Raw genomic sequence first — 20,317 nt, forward strand, 5'->3', positions numbered from 1 at the left:
CGGGTATGTAGTGTTCGTTTGGATTTAACTATTTTGCTGGTTGTCTGTACAGTTAAGGAGTTAAAAATGAATGTCTATTCTAATGCTTTTAATTTCAGTTCGTATCTCAACGGTTCAGTTGATCCGCGCACGGGGCAGTATGGTGGACAAATTCGCTTGGCCACTTTGTATCCTGAAGGCCCACAAGAGGTGAGTCGGGATATTATGCTGTCGTTTTCTATGCTTAATTCAATTAATAGCCCTTACGGTATCGGATGGCAGCTCAGTAATACTTCATTTGATTTGGTCAGCCTGAATTTTACCTTGCTCAATGGCGGAAGATATCAAACCAGTGGTCTGCCTTCGGTAGGCGGCACGATGATATTCAAGGATTACAAGTTAAAAGATCTAGTCGTCAAACGGCCGGATACCAATACGCTGCATGTAATTTACAAAGATGGATCTGTAGAAGTTTTACGTCGCACAAGCAGTACTGTGCCGTACCGGATAGACGCTATATTGTTCGAGAATGGCGAGCGCTTGACTTTCCGGTACGGCACTACAGGTTTTTTGGAGCGGATCCTCAACCATAAGCAAGAAGATCTACTTATTCTGACCTACTCCACCGGGCGTTTGTCGTACGTAGATGCTCGGGTCGAAGGAGGGCGTTATGCCCGCATTCAATTTACACAGATCAATAATCTTTTGACGAGAGTGACGGCCCCCTATGATCGTAATGAACCGCCCGGCGCTGCGGCTTATGCGTTTGAATACTGGCCGGAGTTTCGCAACGGCCTGGTCCCTCTTAAGCGAGTTTATTCGCCGATGGGTGGGGAGGAACTGATTAGTTATGAGGAGAACGGGCACCAATATGCCAACAACCAATACATTCCACGGGTCGTCCGTTGGGTGCAGACACCAGGGGCCAGTCAGCCGGACATGATCCGGACCTATGCCTACAGTCAGGGCAAGAATTTTACCGGTTACCCGTTCTCCGGCGGTTTTCGCGAAGGCGAAGACAACCTGTACTTGGTAGGCAGCGCTTATGACTACTGGACCGAAGAGACCAGCCGCAGTGCTAATAATGCGGTGCTGAGCGTCAGCCGCACCACCTATAACAAGTTTCACCTGTTGACCGAAGAACGGGTTACGCGTGAGGGGACGCGGACCCAAATGAACATCACGTACAACACGGTCCCCGGCCTGTTTCCCGCCCAGCCAGCCAATCTCCACCTTGCCAAAACCATCACCAAACGCTATGAGCTAGTGGCTGGTGGTACCCCGAGGGAAGAGATCCAGCAGATAGAAACTGACGACTACGGCAACGAACTCAGTCGCACTGAGCCTTCCGGTATCCGTACCGAATACAGCTATTACCCGATTGCGGGAGAAAGCGGCAAGTGCCCTGCCGACCCCCACGGTTTGTTCCAGCGCTACCTCAAAGAAGAGCGATTCGTGCCCGTAGGAGGCGCGCCTGCCGCGCGGCTCACGGAATATACCCATACACGTGTCCCGCAGACGGGCAGTAGCTATTTTGTGCTGCAGCAATCCATCAACCAGGCTGGTGTGCTGGCCATGCAGCAGACTTATTACCAAACCCCTGTCGAGCTGGCTGGCCGGTTGAAGAGCGCCACCAGTACGGTCGGCGGGCAGGCGCTGACCAGTGAGTTCAGTTACGTGATTCAAGGCGATAATGTGCTCGAAACCCGGCGGCTGAAGGGGCGCGAGGGGCAATGGCTCGAGGCCAAGCGCACGCTTTCGCTGGTCAATCGACGCCTGTTGTCGATGACGCGAGACGGCGAAAGCACTCTGGATCTGGCTTACGACGTCAGTGGCCGGTTGACGGTGGAAACGGTTGCTCCCGGCACACCGCAAAAAGCCACGCGGCAATACGCCTACCATTTTGCGCAGGGGGTGACGCGTGCCCATTTGATCACCACGGATGCGCAAGGGATCAAGGCCATTACTTACTATGATGGTGCTGGTCGCCAGGTGGCCGAAGCACAGGTGATCGGCTCGAATCAGGAGCGACCCACTTGTACCTGGCGTTATGACGCGCTCGGGCAAACCGTCGAAGTGGTCGATATGGATTACGTGACCGAAGGGCAACGCTTGTTGAAAAGCACCCACACCTACAACCGCTGGGGCAACGCGAGCCGTGTCACCCACGCCGATGGCCGCGTAGTGATCAATGAGTACGACCCGCTGCTCAATCTCACGGAAGAGGGCGTTGTGGGCGGGGAACGCCGTATCACCTATTTCAATGCCTACAACCAGCCGATCAAGGTCGAGCGCCTGGATGCCAGCAACAATAAAGTTGAAGTGGAGTCGTACACCTACGATGGCCTGGGGCGATGCCTGACGGTATTGGATATCAATAAAACCCTCACTGAGTTGACTTACGACGGGTTTGACCGGCTGGTGACGACCCTGCAGAAACCGGTCGACGGTACCCCGCAGCGGCTGAGTAAAACTGACTACGTCCCAGGAACCAGCAGTGAGTTGGCCAGTGCCATCACCGTCGACGGCAAGCGGTTGGGGGCCCGTACTTACGACAGCCTGGGCCGGATGACCAGCCAGGTGCGTGGGACGGGACAGGCTACGACCTGGGAGTACGAGGCCGGTTGGTTTGAACCTATTGCCATGGTTTCCCCCCGGGGTGGGCGCCAGGTCATGACCTATGACAAGCAACTCGATGTGCCGACTCGGATTGAGATGACAGGACTGCCGGTGAGCACCTACCGGTATGATCCGGTGGGCGGAGCATTGACGCGTTCGGAGGCCAATGGCCTGATCCATGAGCTTTTCCAGGATGCCATCGGCCATCCCGAGAAGGACATTCAAACCGCCAGCGGTACGTCGCTGACTTCCCAGTATGGCTACTCCCCCGCAGGGCGCCTGCTGCATCAGACCTCAGCCGATGGCCAGCGCAGTGCGCTTGCATACGATACCCTCGGGCGATTTTCCAAGATGACCACCGGCCCCCTGGTGATCGAACAGACTTACGATACCCTGGGCCGGCCGCAGAACCTGACCACCACCTATGAAAGCACGAAGATTCTCACACGCGTGACCTACGACTCGCTGGGTCGGGAAGCTGAGCGCCGCTTTGAGCAAAACGGTGCATTGTTCCAGGTGTTGGCCAGTACGTATTACGTCAACGGTATGTTGGCGACTCGGTTTCTTCGCAATGCGAGTTCACAGGTGGTCATTGGCGAGACCTTCACCTACGACGCCTACCTGCGGCTCAAGACCTATCGCTGTGAGGGGCCTGAACATCCCAAGGATCACCTGGGCCGGGGCATTGTCGGGGAGGATTACACCTTCGACAGCCTCAATAACATCACGCGGGTCGTCACTGCATTTGCCGATGGCACACAAGACACCTGCCAACGTTATTTTACCGGTACCGACCCCACGCAGTTGACCCGCCTGACCCATACCCGCCCGGTGCAGGATGTCACCCTGGCATATGATGCAGCGGGCAATTTGCAGGCGAGCCCGGAGGGCCACGCCTATACGTACAATGGCTTTGAACAACTCACGGCGGTGAAGGCCGGCTCCCTCAACTACAGCTATAAGTACGATGCCGAGGCGCGCCAGGTACATGCATCCCGGGGCGCTGAACCGCCCGTGATGCTGGCATACGCCGGTAGGCGTCTGGATCTGCTGGTTGAAGGCAGTAAAAAGATCCGTTTCGCTGACGGTGGGGATGAGGTGATGGCGCGCAGTGGTGGCGTGGACGGCCCACAACTGCATATGAACGATGCCAGCGGTAGTGTGCGCGGCCTGTCAACTCCCGGTCAGCCCCATGTCCGCCGGCACTACACGCCCTATGGTGATGCATATATCCCCCTGGATGATGGCAAGGTCCGCAGCATGGCCGACCTGCAACTGCCGGCGTTCAATGGCGAGCGTCTGGATGTGCCGACCAACCTGTATTTCCTCGGTAATGGTCTGCGGGCCTACAGTCCTAGCCTGAGGATGTTCTTGCAGCCTGATCTGTTGGGCCCATTTGATGAGGGGGGGATCAATTGCTATGCCTACTGTGCCGGCAACCCGATCAACATGCGCGATCCTAGTGGGATGTGGCCTGGCTGGGTGAAGTGGGTATTGACCGGGGTAGCACTGGCGTTGTCGGTGGTAACGCTTGGGTTTGGGGCTGTCGGTCTTGCGGCCACGGTATCAGCTGCTGCAGCTTCGGCAACGTCAGTTGCTGCGGGGTTAGCTGCGGCAACAGTGGCGATGACCGCTGTGGGGGCGCCGGTCGTTGCGGGGGTTTTTGCGGGCGCGGCAGCCACTGCGACTGCGGCTGGCGCTACGATTGCCGCTGCCGCCGCTGCCGCCGCTGCCGCCACAGGGTGGGTTATCGCCTCCAAGGCAGCGATCACCGTCGGAGCGGGGCTCGGTGTTGTCGGCGGGACGTTGAGTGTCGCGGGGCTGGCTACTGCCGAGGTCGATAAAGCCATGGGGTGGGACCGTTCGCACATCATCCGTAGGCTGGGGTGGGCCTCCCTCGGGTTTTCAATTGCCTCGTTGGTAGTGGGTATTGGGGGGGCTTATACCTCGTGGCACATGACCTACACCTCTGCGGCCTCAAAGGCGGCCGGAACCGGAAAACTGCTGGAAAGCCCCGCCGCCTTGGGGTTAATCGCGGGGGGCAAACGCATGTTGGGCTTATCCTACAAATTCACCGATAAATGGGGCATCACCCCATACAGCCAGCTTTTTGGGGCTACACGGGCTGTATTGAGATTTACCAATCTGGGGCGCTCGATTCAAGCGAGAGTCGGCTCACCGGCCACACCTCGACCGGAAGGCGGCGGCCCTGCTCCAGCCCAATCCCAGTCACAACCCACTGCCCGTCGAGTGGTCGATATGCCCGGCAGCAGCGCCGGCTTCTACCAGTCATTCAGAGAGGAAGCCTCGCGCATTCGCCAGCCCATCCTGGGGGAATTGTATCGAGGGTAGTCTTGGCAAACGCCGCATTAACCCAGACGCCGGGGCGACAACATCGCCTCGGTCAACCCCGCACCCACCAACGCTTCGGGTAACGCCAGCCCACGCACCAGCGCCGCGCTGGCCTGGCCCATCGCCGGTGAGGTCTGGATGCCGTAGCCACCCTGGGCCGCGACCCAGAACAAGCCCTCTACCTGCGGATCAAAGCCACACACCAGGTCGCCATCGCTGACAAAACTGCGCAGCCCGGCCCAGGTGCGCGTGGGGCGGCGGATGCTCAGGGTGGTGGCCTGTTCGATGTGATAAATCCCCGTGGCGATGTCCAGTTCTTCGGGCTGCACGTCGTGGGGCTCGACCGGGTCGGCATTGGCCGGGGAGCCGAGGAACATGCCGGCGTCGGGCTTCATGTAGAACGAGCCGTCGAGGGCGGCCAGCTCCGGCCAGGCATGGATATTCACGTCTGCCGGCGGGGCGAAGATAAAGGCACTGCGGCGCTTGGGTTGCAGGCCGATTTTTTCGGCGCCGGCCAGTTCCGCGACTTGGTCGGCCCAGGCCCCGGCGGCGTTGATGATCACTGGGGCACTGAAGCGCTGTTGCGCGGTGCGCACTTGCCACTGGCCTTGATCGTCACGGGCCAGTTTCTGCACCTCGTTGTCGGTGTGGATTTGCCCGCCATTGCGCCGAATGCCACGCAAGTAGCCCTGGTACAGCGCATCGGTGTCGATATCGCAGACCGTCGGGTCGTAGATCGCGCCGTGGACTTTTTCCGCGCGCAGGATCGGCAGCATGCGCAGCGCCTGCTCGGCACTCAGCAGCCGCGTCTCGGGCACCAGGGCCTTGGCGCTCAGGTATTGGCGCTGCAACTCGTCAGGATCGCCCACCAGGTCCACCAGCAGTTCGCCACGGGGCGTGAGCAAGGGGTGTTCGCTGAAACCTGCGGGCGGATGATCGAAAAAGTCGCGGCTGCCCAGGGTCAGGGCGCGCACTTGCGGCGTGCCGTAGGCCGCGATGTACAGGGCGGCGGAGCGGCCGGTTGCGTGATAGCCCGGCATGGACTCACGCTCCAGCACGATGACGCGGGCGTGTCGGGACAGCCAGTAACCGGCGCTGGCACCGGCGATGCCGCCGCCGATGATGAGGTAGTCGGCCTGGTTCATGGGTTCCTCCTTGAATATAAAAGCGCTGAAAGCCAATGTGGGAGCGGGCTTGCTCGCGAATGCGGGGTGTCAGTCTCTGGATATATTGACTGATCCACTGCATTCGCGAGCAAGCCCGCTCCCACATGGTTTACCGCATTCCAGCTTAAGGGCGTTTACGCTCTACGGGGCGCAGCAAGTGCGTCGGCGGCGTCTCGCAGCTGATCTTGCGGCCCAGCAGGGTTTCAATCGACGGCAATTGATACGAATCGTCTTCCCCGGCAAAGCTGATCGATACACCCGCAGCGCCCGCCCGGCCGGTACGGCCGATGCGGTGTACGTAGTCGTCCGGCACTTCCGGCAGGGTGAAGTTGATCACGTGGCTGATGCCATCGATATGAATCCCGCGGCCCGCCACATCGGTGGCCACCAGCACGCGGATCTTGCCCTCGCGAAAGCCTTCCAGGGTCTTGATGCGCTTGTGCTGCGGCACATCGCCCGACAACTGCGCGGCGTTGACGCCATCGCGTACCAGGCGTTCTTCGATGCGCCGGACTTCGTCCTTGCGGTTGGCAAACACCATGACCCGCTCCCAGCCGTTGTCGTTGACCAGGTTGTAGAGCAGCTTGTATTTGTCGGCACCGGCCACGGCATAGATATGCTGCTCGACGTTCTCGCTGGCAACGTTCAGTGCCTCGATCTCGACGATGGACGGGTCGGTGGTCCATTGCTTGGCAAGGTTCATCACGTCTTCGGTGAAGGTCGCGGAGAACAGCAGGGTCTGGCGCTCGTTTTTCGGTGGGGTCTGGCGAATGATCTGACGCACTTGTGGGATAAAACCCATGTCGAGCATCCGGTCGGCTTCGTCCAGCACCATCACTTCGACCATGTCCAGGTGCACGTCGCCGCGCTGGTTGAAGTCCAGCAAACGGCCCGGAGTGGCGACCAGGATGTCGCAGTGCCGCGCTTCCAGGTGCTTGAGCTGTTTGTCGAAGTCCATGCCACCGACGAACGTCATGACGTTGAGGCCGGTGTACTTGGTCAGGTCGGCGGCGTCCTTGGCGATCTGCACCACCAGTTCGCGGGTCGGGGCGATGATCAGCGCCCGTGGCTCACCCATGTAGCGCTCTTTGGGCGGTGGGGTCTGCAGCAACTGGGTAATGATCGAGATCAGGAACGCAGCGGTCTTGCCGGTGCCGGTCTGGGCGCGGCCGATGGCGTCTTTGCCGGCCAGGGTAAAGCCCAGGACCTGGGCCTGGATCGGTGTGCAATACGGAAACCCCAGGTCCTGGATGGCGTGCATCAGTTCCGGAGCCAGCTTGAAGTCATGAAAGCGAGTCTTGCCCTCTTGGGGCTCGACCACGAAGTCTTCCAGCTTCCACGGCTTTACCACAGGTTTTGGCGCGCGTTCGCGGCGCGGTTTTTCTGCGCGCGGCGGTTCTTCTGCGGGCTGGGCGGCGACAGGGGCCGGGACAGCAGGCGTGGCGGGCGGCGGTTTTGGCGAGGCAACAGGCGCGGTTCGGCCAGGCTGTTTACCATCATTGCGGCTGCCGGACGTTTGGACAGGGGCGCTGGGAACAGGGGCGAGTGGTTCAGCCTCGCTTTTACCGAACATCTTCTTGAGTGCTTTGAGCACGGTCATCTCATCAATTGGTTAAGGAATGTACGCCGGCCAGTGTAATGCAAGAATCGGGCGCGGCGTAGTGCGTTGGTCATGCGGCTACATAATGGCGGGCTTTGAGCCCAGGCGGCCGGACAACCAGGTGCCGATGTCGCGGATTTCTTCGGGTAACACCTCGTGACCCATTGGGTATTCCTGCCATGTCACGGTGACACCACGCAGCTTTAAATGCTCGTAGGCGCTGCGGCCCATGGCGTTCTGCACCACTTCATCGTACTGGCCATGCAGGCACAGGGCTGGAATTCGCTGCTGGCTGGCGGACAGTTCCAGCTCATCGCTGAAAGTCGGCGCATAAGTGGAGAGGGCAAGCACGCCACCCAAGGCACCCTGCCATTTCACAAACGCGGCGTGCAGGACCACGGCGCCACCCTGGGAAAAGCCGGCAAGGAAAATTCGCGAGGCGTCTATCCCGCTGGCTTTTTGTTGTTCGATCAAATCGATGACCATGTCTGCCGACTCATCCAGCTGTTCGCGGCTGATGGCCCGTGCCGGACTCATGGCCAATATGTCGTACCAGCTTGGCATCTCGTAGCCACCATTGATGGTCACAGCACGGGTCGGCGCCTGGGGCAATACAAAGCGCGTGGACAGCAAGGTTTCCTGCAACGCTTCGGCCACTGGCAGGAAGTCGTAGCGATCGGCACCCAGGCCATGCAACCAGATTACGCAGGCGTCTGCGGGCTTGGCGGGCTGAAGAATCAAGGGTTCGGTCATGTTTGCTCCAAAAATGTGCGTGCGCGCCGATGGGGGGCGTCGGGGCGGTGCGTGGACGGTGGCTCAGTTAACAAGATGTCGCATGGTTGACTGTTTTGCGATGGATCCTGGGCTGAAACGGCTCAGCAGACACTCTGGTACGCCGCTTGCTATGTGTAGGTCGATGTCAGAACTATCTGAGGACGGTAACACTATCAGTGACTGCCGCCTCTGGGATAGCCGCTGCAATTACAGCGAAAGTCTCTGTCGCTTGACCCAAAAAAAAGCCAACACGGGTCGATATCGCCTCATAAGGGTGCGCAGAGGTTGGAGCTCCGACACAACAAGAGCAATTGGAGGTTTGAATGAAGGTATTGAAGTCTACCCTGGCCATCGTGACCGCGGCGACCGTCCTGGGCATCAGTGGCCTGGCCCAGGCCGGTGCCACCCTGGATGCGGTACAGAAGAAAGGTTTTGTGCAATGTGGCGTCAGTGATGGTTTACCGGGGTTCTCGGTGCCGGATGCCAGCGGCAAGATCCTCGGGATCGACGCTGACTACTGCCGCGCCGTGGCCGCTGCCGTGTTCGGTGACGCGACCAAGGTCAAGTTCAGCCAGTTGAATGCCAAGGAGCGTTTCACCGCGCTGCAGTCTGGCGAAGTCGACATCCTCTCGCGCAACACCACCATGACCAGCTCCCGTGATGCGGGCATGGGCCTGAAATTCCCAGGGTTCATCACCTACTACGACGGCATCGGCTTTTTGGTCAACAGCAAGCTGGGGGTAAAAAGTGCCAAGGAACTGGACGGTGCAACCATCTGCATCCAGGCCGGTACTACCACTGAGCTGAACGTTTCCGACTACTTCCGTGGCAATAACCTCAAGTACACCCCGATCACCTTCGATACCTCCGACGAAAGCGCCAAGTCCCTGGAGTCCGGGCGCTGCGACGTGCTGACCTCCGACAAGTCGCAACTGTTCGCCCAGCGCAGCAAGCTGGCCGCGCCGAAAGACTACGTGGTATTGCCGGAAACCATTTCCAAGGAGCCCCTGGGCCCGGTCGTGCGCAACGGCGACGACGAGTGGCTGGCCATCGTGCGTTGGGTAGGCTACGCCATGCTCAATGCTGAAGAAGCCGGCGTCACCTCGAAAAACGTCGAGGACCAAGCCAAGTCCACCAAGAACCCGGACGTTGCGCGTCTGCTGGGGGCTGACGGCGAATACGGCAAAGACCTGAAAGTGAAGAAGGACTGGGTGGTACAGATCGTCAAGCAGGTCGGCAACTACGGCGAAGTGTTCGAGCGCAACCTGGGCAAGAGCACCCCACTGGAAATCGACCGTGGCCTGAACGCGCTGTGGAACAACGGTGGCATTCAATACGCACCACCAGTGCGCTGATAGCTGATGGTTCTATCACCCGGTGGGCCAACCGCCGGGTGATGTTCTGTTCCATTATTCCTGGGGCACTTAATGCAAACTCAAATCGGCGCACCAAAACAGAAGCTCAGCTTCAGTGATCCAAAAGTGCGTGGGTGGCTGTTCCAGATCATCACCATCGTGGCGGTGGTCTCGTTGGGCTGGTACCTGTTTAACAACACGCAAACCAATCTTCAGCACCGGGGCATTACCTCCGGTTTCGACTTCCTGGAGCGCAGTGCCGGGTTTGGCATCGCTCAGCATTTGATCGACTACACCGAATCGGACAGTTATGCCCGGGTCTTTGTGATCGGCCTGCTCAACACCTTGCTGGTGACCGTGATCGGTGTGGTCCTGGCGACGCTGCTCGGTTTCGTCATTGGGGTGGCGCGGCTGTCACCGAACTGGATGATCAACAAACTGGCGACCGTGTATGTGGAAGTGTTCCGCAACATTCCGCCGTTGTTGCAGATCCTGTTCTGGTATTTCGCGGTGTTCCTGACCATGCCGTTGCCGCGCAACAGCCATAACCTGGGCGACACCTTCTTTATGAGCGCCCGGGGCCTGAATATGCCGGCGGCGCTGGCGGCCGACGGTTTTTGGCCGTTTGTGGCCAGTGTGGTGGTGGCCATCGTGGCAGTCGTGCTGATGGCGCGTTGGGCCAACAAGCGCTTTGAAGCCACCGGCGTACCGTTCCATAAATTCTGGGCGGGCCTGGCGCTGTTCATCGTGATTCCGACGTTGTGCACCTTGATCTTCGGTGTGCCGCTGCACTGGGAAATACCCAGGCTTTCGGGTTTCAACTTTGTCGGCGGCTGGGTATTGATCCCCGAGCTGCTGGCGCTGACCTTGGCACTGACCGTCTACACCGCCGCGTTTATCGCCGAAATCGTGCGCTCGGGCATTGAGTCGGTGAGCCACGGCCAGACCGAAGCTGCGCGCTCCCTGGGCCTGCGCCCGGGGCCGACGCTGCGCAAGGTCATTATCCCGCAAGCCCTGCGGGTGATCATTCCGCCTTTGACCAGCCAATACCTGAACCTGGCGAAAAACTCATCCCTGGCCGCCGGCATCGGCTACCCGGAGATGGTGTCGCTGTTTGCCGGCACGGTGCTCAACCAGACCGGCCAGGCCATCGAGGTCATTGCCATCACCATGAGCGTGTACCTGGCGATCAGCATCAGCATTTCCCTGCTGATGAACTGGTACAACAAGCGCATTGCGCTGATCGAGCGGTGAGGAAACCAGCATGACTTCCCATACTTTCAAACCTGACATGCCTCCACCGAACAAAGTGTTCGGGCCGATGGCATGGATGCGCGCCAACCTGTTCTCCAGTGGGTTCAACACCCTGCTGACGTTGCTGGCGATCTACCTGGTCTACTTGGTGGTGCCGCCGATTGTGCAGTGGGCGATCCTCGACGCGAACTGGGTCGGCACTACCCAGGCCGATTGCACCAAGGAGGGCGCCTGCTGGGTGTTTGTCCAGCAGCGCTTCGGGCAATTCATGTACGGCTATTACCCCGGCGACCTGCGCTGGCGCGTGGACCTGACCGTGTGGTTGGCCATAGTCGGCGTGGCGCCGTTGTTCATCTCGCGTTTTAAACCCAAGGCGATCTACGGCCTGGGCTTTCTGGTGGTGTACCCGATCATCGCCTTCTACCTGCTGCACGGCGGAATCCTTGGCCTGGCCAACGTCGCGACCAGCCAATGGGGCGGGCTGATGCTGACCCTGGTGATCGCCACCGTCGGTATCGCTGGCGCCTTGCCGCTGGGCATCGTGCTGGCGTTGGGGCGGCGCTCCAAGATGCCGGCGATTCGCGTGATTTGTGTGACCTTTATCGAGTTCTGGCGCGGCGTGCCGTTGATCACGGTGCTGTTCATGGCGTCTGTGATGCTGCCGCTGTTCCTGCCAGAAGGCATGAACTTCGACAAGCTGCTGCGGGCGTTGATCGGCGTAATCCTGTTCCAGTCGGCCTACGTGGCGGAAGTGGTGCGCGGTGGCCTACAGGCGATTCCCAAGGGGCAATACGAAGCCGCCGCCGCGATGGGCCTGGGCTACTGGCGCAGCATGGGCCTGGTGATCCTGCCGCAAGCGTTGAAGCTGGTGATCCCCGGCATCGTCAACACTTTTATCGCGCTGTTCAAGGACACGAGCCTGGTGATCATCATCGGTCTGTTCGACCTGCTCAACAGCGTCAAGCAAGCCGCCTCCGACCCGAAATGGCTGGGCATGGCCACTGAGGGCTATGTGTTCGCGGCCCTGGTGTTCTGGATTTTCTGTTTTGGTATGTCGCGCTATTCCATTCATTTGGAACACAAGCTCGACACTGGCCACAAGCGTTAGGAGTTCTTTTGATGAGCGAAGCAATCAAACAGCCTGTGAGCCCTGAAGGCATTATCCAGATGCAGGGCGTCAACAAGTGGTACGGCCAGTTCCATGTGTTGAAAGACATCAACCTCAACGTCAAGCAGGGCGAGCGTATCGTGCTGTGCGGCCCGTCGGGCTCGGGCAAATCCACCACCATCCGCTGCCTCAACCGCCTGGAAGAACACCAGCAGGGGCGCATCGTGGTCGATGGCGTGGAGCTGACCAACGACCTCAAGCAGATCGAAAGCGTGCGCCGCGAAGTGGGCATGGTGTTCCAGCACTTCAACCTGTTCCCGCACCTGACCATCCTGCAGAACTGCACGCTGGCGCCGATGTGGGTGCGCAAGATGCCCAAGCGCAAGGCTGAGGAAATTGCCATGCACTACCTGGAGCGCGTGCGCATCCCGGAGCAGGCCCACAAGTTTCCGGGGCAATTGTCCGGCGGCCAGCAACAGCGCGTGGCCATTGCCCGTGCCTTGTGCATGAAGCCGAAAATCATGCTGTTCGACGAGCCAACCTCGGCCCTCGACCCGGAGATGGTCAAGGAGGTGCTGGACACCATGATCGGCTTGGCTGAGGACGGCATGACCATGTTGTGCGTAACCCACGAAATGGGCTTTGCGCGCACCGTGGCCAACCGCGTGATCTTTATGGACAAAGGCGAGATCGTGGAACAGGCGGCGCCCAATGACTTCTTCGACAACCCGCAGAATGAGCGGACCCAGTTGTTCTTGAGTCAGATTTTGCATTGATTGCGATGTGATGTTCAAAAGCAAACCCGGCCTGGCGCCGGGTTTGTTTTTGCGAGCTAGGAAGCTTTGAGTGCTTCAGCGTCGTTGTTTACGGCATACGTGAAGGCTGCGCGCAAATCAGCACCTTCGGCGAGGACTTTTGCCTCCGCCAGCAAGTGCGGGTGACGGTCCAACAACCGCATCAACAGCACCAAGGGTTTGGGCGCCATAAGCTCACCGCGCTCATATCGAGAGAACGCGTTGTGGCCGCCCCCGGACAACCATTGCACCGCTTCCTTTTGTGTAAGGTGAAGTTTTCGACGGATGCGTTTCATCTCGGTGCCGATCATTTTCCGAGCTGCCAGAACCAACTCGTCACCTGCTTCTCCATAGCGATCGGCACTATCGGTCTCGGGGTCCCAAAAGCCGTCGCCGCAGGCTTTGCATTCCCAGCCTGAAAGATTGTCGACCCGACGCTCCATGCCGTGGACACTGATGGTTTCGCTGCGGCCCTCGAAATAGCTCAAGGCATCAGGGGCGCCACAGATGTAGCACAGCTCGGTTTTTTTCATGGATTTTTCTCCTTGAAGGAGATTACCGGAGGCCTTCCGTCTGTGCGGTAAGTGACCTTGATGTAAATCTCCCGGTCTTTTGAGTGAGTGTGGTACACGTCCTGCCAGACTCGATGGTCTCCATAAGTGGTCATCGACTTGTACAACATCCAGTTTTCCAACGCATAGATCACTTCCTGCATTTCCTCGATGCTCAAGCGCAGGTTCCAGGCACATTGCTGCGCTGTCTTGGTAAATGCGTTCCTCCCAAGCCGCCTGACATCCGCCTTTATCACCGCCAAATCGTAATGAGGTGTGTACTTTTCCATAAGACACCTGCGTTCAATAATTACCCTCAGAGGGTAATTTTACTAATCGAAAATTCGGTTCTTTTGCCCGCCTGAAAACCCTAGTGCGTTGCTTCCGTAGGCAACTCCGAATAGGCTGTACGAAAATTCATCCTATGATTGGACGAAAGCACCAGGCCCATGCCAAAAATCGCCCCGCTTATCAAACGCTCCCTGGTCGATCTGGCCCTCGATCAACTGCGCCAGCGCATCACCCAGGGCAAGTGGGCCATTGGTGAACGCCTGCCCACCGAGCCGGAGCTGTCTGCCGAGCTGGGCATCAGCCGCAATACGGTGCGCGAGGCGATGCGCGTGCTGGCGTTTTCCGGGTTGATCGAGATCCGCCAAGGGGACGGCAGCTACCTACGCTCGATGACCGACCCGCTGGGGGTGATGAATGCCATGTCCCATTGCACCCTGGTCCAGGCCCAGGAGACGCGGCAGATTCTCGAAGTCGAGGCCATTGGCCTGGCGGCCTTGCGCCGTACGCCGGAGGATTTGCTACAGCTGCGCCAGGCGCTGCAGGCCAGTGGCGAGCACTACCACGGTGACCTGGAGCACTACATCCAGTGCGACCTGGTGTTCCACAAGCGCCTGGTGGATGCGGCCCACAACCCGGCCCTGAGTGAGCTGTACCAGTACTTTTCGAGCATTGTCGGCGCCCAGTTGCGCCAAACCCTGAATATCAAGCCGCGCCGCCAGGCGGTATTCGACCTGCATGTCGAACTGCTCGAGGCCGTGGAACAGCAGGACCCGGAGCGTGCCAAGGCGCTGTCCCGGCAGTTGATCAATGAACCTTGAACCCGAGAACGCCATGCCCCGTGCAGACAACGCCCTTGAAGAATTGCTGATCGACGCCGAAGCCGATGATGCGGTGGTCCAGCACAGCCCGGTGCAGGTGCATCGCCCGTGGCTGTTGTTGCTGGGCCTGATCCTGGTGGCGTTGAACCTGCGTCCGGCGCTGTCGAGCATGGCGCCGTTGCTCAGCGAAGTGTCCAGCAGCCTGGGGCTGTCGGCGGCCCAGGCCGGGCTGCTGACTACCTTGCCGGTACTGTGCCTGGGCCTGTTTGCGCCCATGGCGCCGATCCTGGCCCGCCGTTTTGGCGCCGAGCGGGTGGTGCTGGGGATTTTATTGACCCTGGCCGCCGGGATCATTCTGCGCAGCTCGTTCGGTGAGGTCGGGCTGTTCGCCGGCAGCCTGCTGGCCGGGGCCAGTATCGGCATCATCGGGGTGTTGTTGCCGGGTATCGTCAAGCGTGACTTTGCCAGGCAGGCCGGGGCCATGACCGGTGTCTACACCATGGCCCTGTGCCTGGGCGCGGCGTTGGCGGCCGGTGCCAGCGTGCCGTTGAGCCACTATTTCGCCGACAGCTGGAACATCGGCCTGGGCTTCTGGATGCTGCCGGCACTGGTGGCGGCGCTGTTCTGGTTGCCGCAAGTGGGGCACAAACACGGTGCGCACCAGGTGGCTTATCGGGTCAAGGGGCTGTTGCGTGATCCGCTGGCCTGGCAGGTGACCTTGTATATGGGCCTGCAATCCTCCCTGGCCTACATCGTGTTCGGCTGGTTGCCGTCGATCCTCATCGGCCGTGGCCTGAGTGCCACCGAAGCCGGGTTGGCCCTGTCCGGCTCGATCATCGTGCAGTTGGCCAGTTCCCTGGCGGCACCCTGGTTGGCCACCCGTGGCAAGGACCAGCGCCTGGCAATCGTGGTGGTCATGCTGCTGACCCTCGGCGGTTTGTTCGGGTGCCTGTACGCACCGCTGGACGGTTTGTGGGGCTGGGCGATCCTGCTGGGCCTGGGCCAGGGTGGCACGTTCAGCCTGGCGCTGACCCTGATCGTGCTGCGCTCGCGCGACTCCCACGTGGCCGCCAACCTGTCGAGCATGGCCCAGGGCATCGGCTACACCCTGGCTTCCCTCGGCCCGTTCGCGGTCGGCCTGGTACACGACTGGACCGGCGGCTGGACTGCCATCGGCTGGATTTTCGCGCTGATCGGCCTTGGCGCAATCGCCGCCGGGCTCGGCGCCGGGCGTGCGCTGTATGTGCAGGTCAGCAGCGAAAAACTCTAGAGGTACAGCACTTCCAGGGTCGCCGAGCCGTCGAGCGGGGTGTCGCGGCTCAGGTCCAGGTTCTGCCGGGCATTGATCACCGCTTCGACCTTGACCGTGCTGACCAGCTCCTGGATCGCCGACGGCCCGGCGGTGCTGCCCTGAATGTCGGTGAACCCCAAGTAGCTGTTGGCGCCGATATCGATGGGGTTGAGGTTGGCCGTGCGCCAGGCCAGGCCGCCTGTGGTGGACTCGGTGCCAAAGACCGTTGCGGTGCTGTCCACCAGGGTGTGGCGCGGGTCGAAGCTCATGGAGTAGAGGCCGATGCGATTGCCGCTGTGGTCCAGCCCCAGCCCGTAGTAAATCTCGCTGTTGACCGTGGCCGTGCCATCGCGATTGTCGCGCATGCGCAAGGCAAAGCGACTCGGGGCGTTGCAGCCGATACTGACTTGCAGTTGCTTGATTGGCAGGCGCGTGCCGCGTTCGAGGTTCAGGTCCTGCTGGGAAATCTTGCCGTAGTCGATCAGCCCGCCACTGGACAGCAGTGGGGTGCAGGCGGTGGGCGTGATCCGGCCCGTGACGCTCAGGTCGACGGTCGAGGCTGCTGCCGCAGGGAGGGCGGCCCATAGCAGCAGGGAAGAAACAGCCAGGCTCAAGTTGTTCATAAGACAGGTTCCAGAGGTCAGAGGTAGATGATTTCGAGGGTGCCGGAGCCGTTGATATGCACCACGTTGCGCAGGTCCAGGGACTGGATCGGAGCCAGGTAGGCCTTGACGCGTACCGTGCCGGCCAGGTGCTGGATGGCAATCGGGCCCTGGGTGTTGCCGACGCTGTTGGTGAAGCCCATCAGGCTGTTGGCGGCGATTGGGATTTGCCGGGCACTGGAGCTGCTCCACGCCCGGCCATTGCTGGTGGAGTCGGTGCGATACAGCGTGCCGAAACTATCGGCGCTGAAGTCTGCGGGGTCGATGTTCAGGTAGTAGCGTCCGATCTTGTTCCGGCTGGCGTCCAGGTCCAGGCCGTAGGCGGTTTCATCGGTGCCGCCGGTAGCCGAGCCGAAGCGGTTGTCATGCATCAGCAAGGCAAAGCGTGCGGGCGCATCGCAGCTCACGGAAAACTGCAAGGTGCGGGTGGGCAGTGGGTTTTCTTGGGTGGCGCTCAGGTCCTTGGCCAGCAACGTGCCGTAGTCCACCAGGCCGCCATTGGACAGCAATGGGGTGCAGGCGGCTGGGGCGAAGTGGGCGTGCAGGGTCAGTTCCCGGTAGCGCCCGCTCTGGCGTGCGTCGAATGTCCCGGACACTTCCCAGGTGGTTGCCTCACGTACGTGGGTGGCGGCCACATCGGCCCAGGCGCTGAGGCTCAGTTGCAGGGAAAACTGCCGGCCCTGGACCACGCTGGCACCTTGTACCGGTGCGACGCCATGGCCTGGCCGCCAGCTCAATGCGCTAGCGACGCTGGCCGGTGGCTGGCCGGCGCCAGGCAACAACCCCAGCTCCACGGCCTGGCCATCCAGCACGCCATCGCTGACATGCAAGGCATAGGTGCCGTGCTCGGTAAATTGCAGGCGGTGTGCATTTGCAGCCAGGGCGCTATAGAACACGCTCATGTCCGACGGTTGCGGGCAATTGAGGTTCAGGCTCAAGCGGCGTTCGCCGAGCAGACGCTGGGGGGCACTGTCGTTTTGTGCAAGACGGCTCATCTGGCCGAAGTCCAGCAGCGACTCGCTGATATTCAACTGGCACTCGTCATTGGCCTGGGCGTTGCCGGCGAGGCCGACGCTCAGCACTGCAGCGGTCAGTCGCCGCAGGGCGCGCAGAAGGGGCATGGTGATCTTCCTCATAAGGGGTTGCAGCGCGCGGGCGCGGTTTCGAAATACACCTGGGGATCGCCCTTGGCCGGCAGTTCGAACTGCAGCCGGCAACGCGCCAGACCTGGCGCGCTGACCCACAATCCCGATGGCTCCAGCACGTTGGGCAGAAACACCTGGCCGCTGTCCTGGACCAGGGTCACGAACTCGCCGCTGGCGGTACTGACCGAGGCCCCGCGGGGCAACAGCACGCCCTGTTCGGTGCGTGCGGTGAGCAACACCCGGCGGGTCAACGTCACTGCGAAGTCCACCCGATCCACCGCCCCGCGCCCGGCCGAGATCATCGTCAGGCCATTGTTGATATCGGCATTGCGCGGCAGCGAGCGGGTCTGCACTTCCACCGGGCTGCGGCCATAGGCGCTCACCTGGGGGACGACGGCCTGGCCTTGCCAGTCGGTCCATACCGGGCCGCTGGGGGTGCTCAGCTTGATCCCGCCCATGTCGCCCACCGCGACCACGGCAAAGGTGTCGCGCACCGGATAAGGGGAAAACGTCACGCCACCGTCGTGCACCACCACGCCGCCGCGGGCGCTGCCCTGGTAGCTTGAACGCTCGGCGTCGGAGCGGCTGTAACTGAAGTCCAGCTGGCTGTAGCGGGGCAGGGCGGAGACGCCGAGGGTGGTTTCCACTTGTTGGTCACGGGTGTCGTGTTCGGCGCTGACGCGATAACTCAGTTGATCGTCGATCTGTTCGTTCAGTCCCAGCCCCGTGCGATGTTCGCCGCCCGAATTGCGGACCCAGCCCCGCACCCGACGGTTCTCACCCAACGGCAGGCTGACATTCAGGTACACCGCGTTGTCCTGCTGCTGGTGCCCGCCCATCTGCCACTCGGCACTGGCCGACAACGACACGCTACCGACGCTGGTGCCCCAGGACGCCAGGCCGCGGCTGCTGCTGTCGCCATCAAAGCTGCTGGAGCGCGACACCCCGGCACTGAACGCCCCCAGCCACGGGTGGGACCAGCCCACCGTGGCGCTCTGTTGATCGCGATAACGGGAGCGGCGCTGCTGGGTGGATTGCGGTTCATAGGTGGCTTCTTCCAGTTCCCGGTAGCCCGGTGTGCGCCAGGAGTTGGCCACGCTGAACGCCCATTGTTCATTCAGGCGCTGGGACCATGACAGGTCGGTCTGCACCCCCCGCACTTTGTCCGGGGCCTGGGTGTCGGCCACTTGGGTGGCCAATTGCACCTGGCTGTCGAGCCACGGCAGCCACCCCAGGCTCAGCCCCGCCGCCCGGTATTCGCTGGACGCCAGCACGCCACTGCCCAGGGACAGCTGCGGATGTACAGCGCCGGTCCAGCCCGCGCTGACCACCCACGGATCGTCGCCCTGGGCATCGCCGATATTGCGCACGCGGCCTGCCGCCACCGAGTACCCCGGCGCGGGCAACCCAAGGCCGAGCATGGCGGCGGGGACCGTAAAGCGGCGTTCGCCACCGCTGCTTTCCTTGACCGTGACTTCGACGTCCGAGCGTGAGTTCAGGCGGCGCACATCGGTCAGGGAAAACGGCCCGGCTGGCACCACTGTGGAGTGAATCAACGCGCCGTTCTGCCGCACCTCGACCTGGGCCGGACTGTTGGCGATGCCTTCGATGGTTGCGCCCTGGCCTTGCTCCTGCAGGGCCTGTTCGGTGAGCACTTGCACCCCGGTGATCTGCGCGCCGGCCAGTACCGGGTTGTAGAGGTTGATCTGCCCCGTCTGCAGCACTGCCTGATGGTTGGCAAAGGTGCGCTGGGCGTAGGCTTCCAGGTGGGTGCTGCGCGACAGGCCATCCTGCCAGGTCTGTACCTGGCGGCTGCGCACGATCCAGTCACCGGCGTTGAAACCCACTTCGGTGTTGGCCGAGCCGAACCGGCTGTCGTCGTCACCGAAGCGGTTGTAGAACCCGGTGAGATCGTAATTGAGCAGGCCGGCAAACCCCCCGGTCCGATAGCCCGAGACGTCCTGTTGCAACGGCCGCAGCGCCTCGGTCGGCACCACCAGCGATACGCTGAGGTTGGCCGGATCGGGTTCTACCAGGCTTTGCGGATACTGCGCGAGCACATCGTGACAGGGGCCGCTGTCATCGGGTACCACCAGGTTGGCGGCGTCCAGCAAGGCCTGGTCAAAGCACAGGCGGCCCTGTGCATCGAAGCGCACTTCCAGGCGCCCGCGGTGCTGGCCATTGACCCGCAAGGTCACGGCGTGCTGGCCTGCGGTAAAACGCGGGGCGTCCAGTAGCAGGCTGGCCAACTGCGGGTCGATACCGCGCTGGTGCAGGGTGGTGGCGTCGAAGCCCGGCTGCTCCTGGGCCCAGCCAGTGGCGGGCAATAGGACTCCCGCCAGCAGCAGGGTGGGGAAGGTGAACCGTGTGGGCACGGCGTTGCCGGCACGGCAGCTCAATACTGTTTTCACGAAAGGCACTCGAGTGATGGGCGTCTGTGCGCCCTGGCGACGGTCTTCGAGCAGGCCCACTGTGGGCGCCGGCTGACCAGCGAAAGCCGTCGACGATTGCGCGGGGGGCCTGGTGCCTCGCGTTGCTCTCGGTTTTTTCGCCGGCAA

15 protein-coding genes are annotated in these 20,317 nt (G+C 61.2%); 7 read left to right on the plus strand and 8 right to left on the minus strand.

Features of this window, described 5'->3' with window-relative positions; genetic code table 11:
• Positions 1-66: 66 nt before the first annotated feature.
• A complete protein-coding gene (locus tag HBO11_RS11200) occupies positions 67-4,950 on the plus strand; it encodes an RHS repeat-associated core domain-containing protein (RefSeq protein ID WP_170058883.1) in 4,884 nt (1,627 codons plus the stop codon).
• A gap of 17 nt (positions 4,951-4,967) precedes the next feature.
• Here the strand turns inward: HBO11_RS11200 and HBO11_RS11205 are convergent, their stop codons facing one another.
• The 3 genes from HBO11_RS11205 to HBO11_RS11215 form a co-directional block, all read right to left on the minus strand.
• Positions 4,968-6,095, minus strand: coding sequence for an FAD-binding oxidoreductase (locus HBO11_RS11205; protein WP_169954536.1), 1,128 nt, complete (start codon positions 6,093-6,095; stop codon positions 4,968-4,970).
• A gap of 145 nt (positions 6,096-6,240) precedes the next feature.
• The gene (rhlB, locus tag HBO11_RS11210) at positions 6,241-7,716 is read right to left on the minus strand and encodes an ATP-dependent RNA helicase RhlB (RefSeq protein ID WP_169954535.1); all 1,476 of its coding nucleotides are present in this window, start codon (positions 7,714-7,716) and stop codon (positions 6,241-6,243) included.
• Positions 7,717-7,794: 78 nt separating this feature from the next.
• Positions 7,795-8,469, minus strand: coding sequence for an alpha/beta fold hydrolase (locus HBO11_RS11215; protein WP_169954534.1), 675 nt, complete (start codon positions 8,467-8,469; stop codon positions 7,795-7,797).
• A gap of 344 nt (positions 8,470-8,813) precedes the next feature.
• Between HBO11_RS11215 and HBO11_RS11220 the strand changes: the two genes are divergently transcribed.
• The 4 genes from HBO11_RS11220 (at position 8,814) to HBO11_RS11235 (ending at position 12,983) form a co-directional block, all read left to right on the plus strand.
• Positions 8,814-9,845 carry an amino acid ABC transporter substrate-binding protein gene (locus HBO11_RS11220; protein WP_169954533.1) on the plus strand — a complete coding sequence of 344 codons (1,032 nt, stop codon included), beginning with the start codon at positions 8,814-8,816 and terminating at the stop codon, positions 9,843-9,845.
• 72 nt (positions 9,846-9,917) lie between these two features.
• Positions 9,918-11,099, plus strand: coding sequence for an amino acid ABC transporter permease (locus HBO11_RS11225; protein WP_169954532.1), 1,182 nt, complete (start codon positions 9,918-9,920; stop codon positions 11,097-11,099).
• A 10-nt stretch (positions 11,100-11,109) separates the two neighbouring features.
• Complete coding sequence (locus HBO11_RS11230) at positions 11,110-12,207, plus strand: amino acid ABC transporter permease (protein ID WP_169954531.1); 1,098 nt, start codon at positions 11,110-11,112, stop codon at positions 12,205-12,207.
• Between the two features lie 11 nt (positions 12,208-12,218).
• A complete protein-coding gene (locus HBO11_RS11235) occupies positions 12,219-12,983 on the plus strand; it encodes an amino acid ABC transporter ATP-binding protein (RefSeq protein WP_169954530.1) in 765 nt (254 codons plus the stop codon).
• A gap of 56 nt (positions 12,984-13,039) precedes the next feature.
• Here the strand turns inward: HBO11_RS11235 and HBO11_RS11240 are convergent, their stop codons facing one another.
• The gene (locus HBO11_RS11240) at positions 13,040-13,534 is read right to left on the minus strand and encodes a type II toxin-antitoxin system MqsA family antitoxin (RefSeq protein ID WP_169954529.1); all 495 of its coding nucleotides are present in this window, start codon (positions 13,532-13,534) and stop codon (positions 13,040-13,042) included.
• Entirely contained in the window at positions 13,531-13,842 is a 312-nt protein-coding gene (locus HBO11_RS11245) for a type II toxin-antitoxin system MqsR family toxin (protein WP_169954528.1), read from the minus strand. Before HBO11_RS11245 ends, HBO11_RS11240 begins: the two co-directional genes overlap by 4 nt.
• A gap of 159 nt (positions 13,843-14,001) precedes the next feature.
• On the opposite strand from HBO11_RS11245, the gene HBO11_RS11250 reads away from it, so the two are divergent.
• Together HBO11_RS11250 and HBO11_RS11255 are read left to right on the plus strand one after the other, a co-directional pair.
• Positions 14,002-14,661 (plus strand): FadR/GntR family transcriptional regulator, encoded by a 660-nt coding sequence (locus HBO11_RS11250; RefSeq protein ID WP_169954527.1) that lies wholly within the window; start codon positions 14,002-14,004, stop codon positions 14,659-14,661.
• Positions 14,651-15,931 carry a CynX/NimT family MFS transporter gene (locus tag HBO11_RS11255; RefSeq protein ID WP_169954526.1) on the plus strand — a complete coding sequence of 427 codons (1,281 nt, stop codon included), beginning with the start codon at positions 14,651-14,653 and terminating at the stop codon, positions 15,929-15,931. Before HBO11_RS11250 ends, HBO11_RS11255 begins: the two co-directional genes overlap by 11 nt.
• Here HBO11_RS11255 and HBO11_RS11260 read toward each other — a convergent pair.
• The 3 genes from HBO11_RS11260 to HBO11_RS11270 are packed head-to-tail and all read right to left on the minus strand — an operon-like array spanning position 15,928 to position 20,170.
• Positions 15,928-16,575, minus strand: coding sequence for a DUF1120 domain-containing protein (locus tag HBO11_RS11260; RefSeq protein ID WP_169954525.1), 648 nt, complete (start codon positions 16,573-16,575; stop codon positions 15,928-15,930). The two genes, HBO11_RS11255 and HBO11_RS11260, sit on opposite strands and share 4 nt — an antisense overlap.
• A 17-nt stretch (positions 16,576-16,592) precedes the next feature.
• Positions 16,593-17,735 (minus strand): DUF1120 domain-containing protein, encoded by a 1,143-nt coding sequence (locus HBO11_RS11265; protein WP_169954524.1) that lies wholly within the window; start codon positions 17,733-17,735, stop codon positions 16,593-16,595.
• Between the two features lie 11 nt (positions 17,736-17,746).
• Positions 17,747-20,170: a fimbria/pilus outer membrane usher protein gene (locus HBO11_RS11270; RefSeq protein ID WP_169954523.1), complete on the minus strand. Its 2,424-nt coding sequence runs from the start codon at positions 20,168-20,170 to the stop codon at positions 17,747-17,749.
• Positions 20,171-20,317 lie beyond the last annotated feature (147 nt).

This window comes from Pseudomonas sp. WS 5010 (genome assembly GCF_012985565.1).
Classification (GTDB): domain Bacteria; phylum Pseudomonadota; class Gammaproteobacteria; order Pseudomonadales; family Pseudomonadaceae; genus Aquipseudomonas.

Bases quoted from the DNA above. Each gene is read 5' to 3' on its own strand.
- HBO11_RS11255 (WP_169954526.1), top strand. From the start codon at position 14,651: ATGAACCTTGAACCCGAGAACGCCATGCCCCGTGCAGACAACGCCCTT.
- HBO11_RS11265 (WP_169954524.1), bottom strand. From the start codon at position 17,735: ATGCCCCTTCTGCGCGCCCTGCGGCGACTGACCGCTGCAGTGCTGAGC.
- HBO11_RS11220 (WP_169954533.1), top strand. From the start codon at position 8,814: ATGAAGGTATTGAAGTCTACCCTGGCCATCGTGACCGCGGCGACCGTC.
- rhlB (WP_169954535.1), bottom strand. From the start codon at position 7,716: ATGACCGTGCTCAAAGCACTCAAGAAGATGTTCGGTAAAAGCGAGGCT.
- HBO11_RS11230 (WP_169954531.1), top strand. From the start codon at position 11,110: ATGACTTCCCATACTTTCAAACCTGACATGCCTCCACCGAACAAAGTG.
- HBO11_RS11250 (WP_169954527.1), top strand. From the start codon at position 14,002: ATGCCAAAAATCGCCCCGCTTATCAAACGCTCCCTGGTCGATCTGGCC.
- HBO11_RS11215 (WP_169954534.1), bottom strand. From the start codon at position 8,469: ATGACCGAACCCTTGATTCTTCAGCCCGCCAAGCCCGCAGACGCCTGC.
- HBO11_RS11245 (WP_169954528.1), bottom strand. From the start codon at position 13,842: ATGGAAAAGTACACACCTCATTACGATTTGGCGGTGATAAAGGCGGAT.
- HBO11_RS11240 (WP_169954529.1), bottom strand. From the start codon at position 13,534: ATGAAAAAAACCGAGCTGTGCTACATCTGTGGCGCCCCTGATGCCTTG.
- HBO11_RS11235 (WP_169954530.1), top strand. From the start codon at position 12,219: ATGAGCGAAGCAATCAAACAGCCTGTGAGCCCTGAAGGCATTATCCAG.
- HBO11_RS11200 (WP_170058883.1), top strand. From the start codon at position 67: ATGAATGTCTATTCTAATGCTTTTAATTTCAGTTCGTATCTCAACGGT.
- HBO11_RS11205 (WP_169954536.1), bottom strand. From the start codon at position 6,095: ATGAACCAGGCCGACTACCTCATCATCGGCGGCGGCATCGCCGGTGCC.
- HBO11_RS11260 (WP_169954525.1), bottom strand. From the start codon at position 16,575: ATGAACAACTTGAGCCTGGCTGTTTCTTCCCTGCTGCTATGGGCCGCC.
- HBO11_RS11225 (WP_169954532.1), top strand. From the start codon at position 9,918: ATGCAAACTCAAATCGGCGCACCAAAACAGAAGCTCAGCTTCAGTGAT.